3 protein-coding genes and 1 tRNA gene are annotated in these 6,092 nt (G+C 52.0%); 2 read left to right on the forward strand and 2 right to left on the reverse strand.

The genetic code is table 11. The annotated features are described in order from the left end of the window. Positions 1–2 precede the first annotated feature (2 nt). Complete coding sequence (locus tag SJI19_RS12900; RefSeq protein ID WP_323478667.1) at positions 3–2,723, forward strand: bifunctional acetate--CoA ligase family protein/GNAT family N-acetyltransferase; 2,721 nt, start codon at positions 3–5, stop codon at positions 2,721–2,723. 88 nt (positions 2,724–2,811) lie between these two features. Beyond that, positions 2,812–4,167 (forward strand): CDP-diacylglycerol--serine O-phosphatidyltransferase, encoded by a 1,356-nt coding sequence (gene pssA, locus SJI19_RS12905; RefSeq protein ID WP_323478668.1) that lies wholly within the window; start codon positions 2,812–2,814, stop codon positions 4,165–4,167. A 233-nt stretch (positions 4,168–4,400) separates the two neighbouring features. Here the strand turns inward: pssA and SJI19_RS12910 are convergent, their stop codons facing one another. Then, complete coding sequence (locus tag SJI19_RS12910) at positions 4,401–5,525, reverse strand: hypothetical protein (RefSeq protein ID WP_323478669.1); 1,125 nt, start codon at positions 5,523–5,525, stop codon at positions 4,401–4,403. A gap of 483 nt (positions 5,526–6,008) precedes the next feature. After that, positions 6,009–6,085, reverse strand: a tRNA-Asp gene (locus SJI19_RS12915). Positions 6,086–6,092: the final 7 nt, after the last annotated feature.

Genomic DNA, 6,092 nt, shown 5'->3' on the forward strand with positions numbered 1-6,092 from the left:
TGATGAGTCAACGAGGTTTGGACGCCTTGCTCAGGCCAAAATCGATTGCAGTACTGGGGGCGTCAAATCGGCCGGGCCGGGCCGGCTATCTGATGATGCGTAATCTGCTCGACGGCGGGTTTAGCGGGCCGATTCTACCGGTGACTCCACGTTATCCGGCCGTATGTGGCGTGCTCTGTTACCCTGACGTTGCCAGCCTGCCGCTGACGCCGGATCTGGCTATCGTTTGTACCCGCGCCAGTCGCAACCTGGGACTGCTGGCTGAGCTTGGCCAGCGCGGCTGCAAAACGGCGATTATCCTGTCAGCGCCGCCAGCGCACTTTGCCGAATTAAAAACCTGTGCCCATGGTTACGGCATGCGATTGCTCGGTCCTAACAGCCTTGGCGTGCTGGCACCGTGGCAAGGGCTCAACGCCAGTTTTTCACCGGTGCCGATCCATAAAGGCAAGTTGGCTTTTATTTCCCAATCTGCTGCGGTATCCAACACGGTACTAGACTGGGCGCAGCAACGCGCCATCGGGTTTTCCTATTTTATTGCGCTTGGCGATAGCATTGATATTGATGTGGACGATGTGCTTGATTTTCTGGCGAGGGACAGCAAAACCAGCGCCATATTGCTGCATATTGAGCATCTGAGTGATGCCAGGCGGTTTCTTTCCGCGGCGCGCGGCGCGGCGCGCAATAAGCCTATTTTGGTGATCAAAAGCGGTCGCAGCACCCAGGCGCAGCGCCTGCTTAATTATCCGCAAGGGCGCGACGCTGCTTATGACGCAGCGATCCAACGGGCTGGCCTGTTACGCGTGCGCGATACCCACGAACTGTTCTCCGCGGTGGAGACATTAAGCCATATGTTGCCCCTGCGTGGTGAGCGGCTAATGATTGTCAGCAATGGCATGGCTCCCGCTGCGCTGGCGCTCGATGAACTGCTTAGCCGGCACGGAAAACTGGCAACACTCACCCCGGCCAGTTGCGTGGCGCTGCAGGCGACATTACCGGACCCGCTGCTGGCATCCAATCCCCTGAACCTGGGGGATGACGCTACCCCGGCGCGCTACCATGCTGCACTGTCGGCGCTGCTAGACAGCCATGATTACGATGCGTTACTGATTATCCATGCCCCTAGCGCTGCAGCCCCCAGCAGTGAAACCGCCCAACAGGTCATCGACCTGGCCAAGCACCATCCTCGTGGCCGGCAAGTCACCCTGTTGACTAACTGGAGCGGGGAGTTTTCCTCACGAGAGGCCCGTCGCCTATTCACCGACGCTGCACTGCCCACTTACCGCACGCCGGAGGGCGTCGTCACCGCGTTTATGCATATGGCGGAATATCGCCGCAACCAGAAACAATTGATGGAGACCCCTGCCCAGCCAGCGGATATCACAGCGGATGCCGCCTATGCACATCGGGTGATCCAACAAACCTTGGATCAAGGCATCACCCGATTGGCGACCCATGAGGTCCGGTCAATTGTCGAAGCGTACGGTATGGCAACCCTGCCCACCTGGATCGCCATCGACAGCAGCGAAGCGGTGGCTATCGCCAACCGTATCGGTTATCCAGTGGCATTGAAGCTGCGGTCACCGGATATCCCGCATAAATCAGATGTTCAGGGCGTGATGTTGTCGCTACGTAATGGCCGGGAAGTTGAGCTGGCTGCCAACGCCATTATGGACCGGGTGGCACAGGCGTATCCTCAGGCGCGCATTGAAGGCATGTTGGTGCAAAGCATGGCTAACCGGGCCGGAACCCAGGAGTTGCGCATCGTAGTCGAGCAGGACCCGGTATTTGGTCCATTGATACTGTTGGGCGAAAGCGAATCGGACTGGCGCCAGGCGGGACAAATGGCGGTGGCCCTGCCACCGTTGAATATGGCGCTGGCACAAAATATGGTACGCCAGGGTTTGAAAAAAGGAGCGATTCGCAACCACCGTCCGCTTTATCCATTAGACATTACCGCATTGAGTCGGCTGATGGTCCAGATATCAAACCTGCTATTGGATTGTCCGCAAATCACACACCTGGATATTCATCCGCTGCTCGCGTGCGGCAGCGATATGACACTACTGGATATCAGCCTTGAGTTGGCCGAATTCCATGGCGATCCGGAAGCGCGCCTGGCGATTCGTCCCTACCCGCAGAAACTGGAAAGCCGGGTTACACTGAAAAATGGCGAGCAATGTCTGTTTCGGCCGATCCTGCCAGAGGATGAGCCACTGCTTAAACAGTTTATTGGCGCAGTGACGGCGGAGGATCTTTATTTTAGATATTTTAGTGAGATAACCGAGTTTACCCATGAAGATTTGGCGTATATGACCCAAATCGACTACGATCGCGAAATGGCTTTTGTCGCGCTACGCCAGGATGGTACGGAAAGTACCATTATCGGCGTGACCCGTGCCTACTCCGATCCTGATAATATCGACGCCGAATTTTCGATTTTGGTCAGATCTGATGTGAAGAAATTGGGATTGGGGCAATTGTTGCTGGAGAAGATGATCGGTTACGCACGAGGTCATGGACTTAAGCGCTTAACGGCCATTACCATGCCCAGTAATCACGGCATGATAGCCCTGGCGAAAAAGTTGGGGTTCTCCGTCGAGTTGCAACTGGAAGACGGCATCGTAGCGTTGTCGCTATTATTGGCTAGCGAGTTGGTGGACATTGCCGATACGCCAACCTCAAGCATCGTTCAACATGCGGCGAAACATCGCCACAACCCATAAAAGTAATGGTATTATGGCCGATTAGACGCATTTATGTTTTGCATATGGTCATTCCACCATACGATGACAAGAGAAGAAGCGCACTGTGATGTTGTCAAACTTTAAGCGGGCCAAACACCAACAACACCTTGCACAACTGCCCAAAATTCCCCAGACGGTTGATGACGTACAAACGCTGTACAGTCCTGCAGATTTCCGCGTCGCATTATTACATGCGATAGAAGGTGCCCAGCGCCGAATTTACCTGGTGACACTGTATCTTGAGCAGGATGAAGCAGGTGATGCCGTTCTTTCTGCGCTCTATCGTGCCAAGCAGCGTAACCCTGAGCTTGAAATCCGTGTTCTGGTTGACTGGCATCGCGCACAGCGCGGGCGTATTGGCGCCGCGGCGGTCAATACCAATGCTGATTGGTATTGCCGTATGGCACAAGAACATCCAGGGGTATCAGTGCCGGTCTATGGTGTGCCGGTAAATACCCGGGAAGCCTTGGGTGTGCTGCATCTGAAAGGTTTTATTATTGATGACACCGTTATTTATAGTGGCGCCAGTCTTAATAACGTTTACCTGCATCAATTGACGTGTTACCGCTACGATCGTTATCAGTTTATTCGCAATTCGGCTCTGGCGGACTGTATGCTGAGCTACATCTGTGGCCATTTGCTCAACGCTCCGGCCGTGAACCGGCTCGATGAGGCCGAACGGCCAAAAACCATAGAAATCAGAAATGATACCCGAATGCTCCGGCAATCGTTGCGCGTGGTGGGCTATAGCTGTAATGATGCGGCTGCCGACGATCAGTTGACCATCACACCGCTGGTGGGATTAGGTAAGCAAAGTCCACTGAATAAAACGATCCACCATTTGATGTGCTGTACCGACAGCAAGCTTACGTTATGCACCCCTTATTTCAATATGCCCGCATTATTGGTGAGGAATATTATTTCCCTGCTACGTCAGAATAAGCAGGTGGAAATTATTGTTGGTGACAAAACAGCGAATGATTTTTATATTCCTGAAGATCAGCCGTTTAAAATTATTAGCGCCCTGCCTTATTTGTATGAAATTAACCTGCGCCGTTTTCTTGGTCGATTGCAGCGTTATGTTGATAGCGGGCAACTGGTCGTGCGGTTATGGCAAGACGGGGAGAATACTTACCATCTCAAAGGGATATGGGTGGATGACGAGTGGCAATTACTTACCGGTAATAACCTTAATCCACGCGCCTGGCGTCTGGATCTGGAAAACGCGTTATTGATTCATGATCCACGGGGTGAGTTGCGCGAGCAACGGGGACGTGAACTTGAGTTGATCCGCACCCATACCCAGGTAGTGACGCATTATTCCGAGCTACAGAATATCGGCGATTATCCGGTGAAAGTGCGTAAATTGATCCGCCGCCTGCGCCGTATTCGAATTGATAGGCTTATCAGCCGGATTCTTTAATCCCCAGGGTTCGCGTTCTCGTCAGCCGGTGTCCGGCTGGCGTGATGCTCCGGGAGGTGGCCGGTCTAGCGCACCAGGGGGCGCTCTGTTGGCCGGAAAAACCACGGCCAATTCGACCCCCACGGTACGCTCCCCGGCCAGCTTCGTTTTGTATTAGCCAGCCTGGGCCAGATGTGCTTCGGTGGCCGGCTGGCGTGATGCGCTGGGCGGTGGCCGGTTTAGCGTGTGGTTGTTTAGTAATAATCCATCATTTGTCTTTCAAAGTCGAACTCAGCCCGCCGGGGTGCCAGGTACCTTTTGAGCATCGCTATCGACCGTAATTCGCTGCACTGCTGAGTTTGCGCCTTAATCATTTGCTGCAGTTGTGCGCTGTGTTTTTTGAACTTGTTATCGATAGATCTTGCGGTTTTACCCCCGAATTTTTCCAGAATCATGCCTGGTAACGAGTAAGGATCTGTTATTCCGGCCAATTCGGCGGTCAGCGCATCGATGCGGTTTTGTAATTGGGCGTTAATCGCCGGCATATCGGTCTGACTGAAATGAAAGGTGGGATCCACGTATTGGTGGTACATGCCGAGTATGGTCCAAACATCGTGGTTTTTTTTGGCTTTCGACAACTGTACCATTAGCAGATGTTTTTCTTCTTTTTTCGCCGGCTCAGGCTCACGATCGGGATGCAGGATGTTGGCTAGTTTTTTGTACAGCTTATTCATTTCCTTCGATTTTAACAAACAATCCAGTGTTTGCTGTGCCTCGTCCAGCCGCTCCTGAGTGTCGTGTGTACTCGCGCTGTTGGCATTATCATGTCCATTGTCATCCTGAGGCTCGCGGAGCAGGCGATTTAGGGTGTTGAACAGTTTTTCCGGGTCGATCATCATTTCGACTAATTCTTTATCGCTCAGATCACCGTCAGTACCATACTGATCAATGACATGCTGGCGAAAATCGTCGACCTCGTCCTGCGCCGGCTCAATATCACGCACCTTATTTACCGCAAAAAACTGCTTACGCAGTGCATCTAGGTCAAGCTTTTCATTGAACGGGTGCTGAAACAGTTCATCAAACTCCTCTTCTATCCATGAAAATAACGCTTCGCGATCGTATTTTCCTAATGATTTTTTGGCGGTAAAAGACAGTAACCGGGTGATTTTGTCATAAACCGACTGGATATATTGATGTTCTATGGGTAGCACTTCCTGGCGGAACCGCGCCATCAATGTCTCCTGCTGCTGCTGCTGGGTGGCAATGGTGAGCTGCAATGCTTCAATAGTCGCGCAGTGCGCCTGGAATTGTTGCTGTAGATCCATGATGTTGGGTTTGGGGATTGGTTTGGCTTTTACCAGTTTGTGTTGTGCCACCGCGTCATCCTCACTGAAAATAATTGCCTATTCTGTTCCTGCGTACTCTTTACGCATCATGTCGTGACCGCTCAAGTCATGCATATGACGAATATCCATTGATCGGTTTGGTAAAAACGTTATCCATTCAGGCCTCGCCAGAGGATTTTGTCCAATCATTAGCAAGATCCATCTGGTTATATGAAGGACGTCACAACCCACATTCGACTTGACCACAATCGCTTTCCATTGGGTAACTGTCAATATGGTTCAGGCTGAATACTTAATTTTTTTGGTTTTGTTCTGCCCTGATTTATGTTGACTGAGCCTGCTTTTGGCTATCATGCCCGAGTTATCATTATGACCTATGAGGGATTATGGCAAAGCAACTTGAGATACTTGATGCTGTGCTGGAATTCATGCTGAGGGGAGCATTATTGGGAGGAGACGTCTTTGCTGAAACCAAAAAAAAACCCAAACGCAAGTTTGGGTTTTTTAATACAGTGGCGGTGCGGACGGGACTCGAACCCGCGACCCCCGGCGTGACAGGCCGGTATTCTAACCGACTGAACTACCGCACCACAAATG

The organism is Acerihabitans sp. TG2, from assembly GCF_035013185.1.
GTDB lineage: Bacteria > Pseudomonadota > Gammaproteobacteria > Enterobacterales > Enterobacteriaceae > Acerihabitans.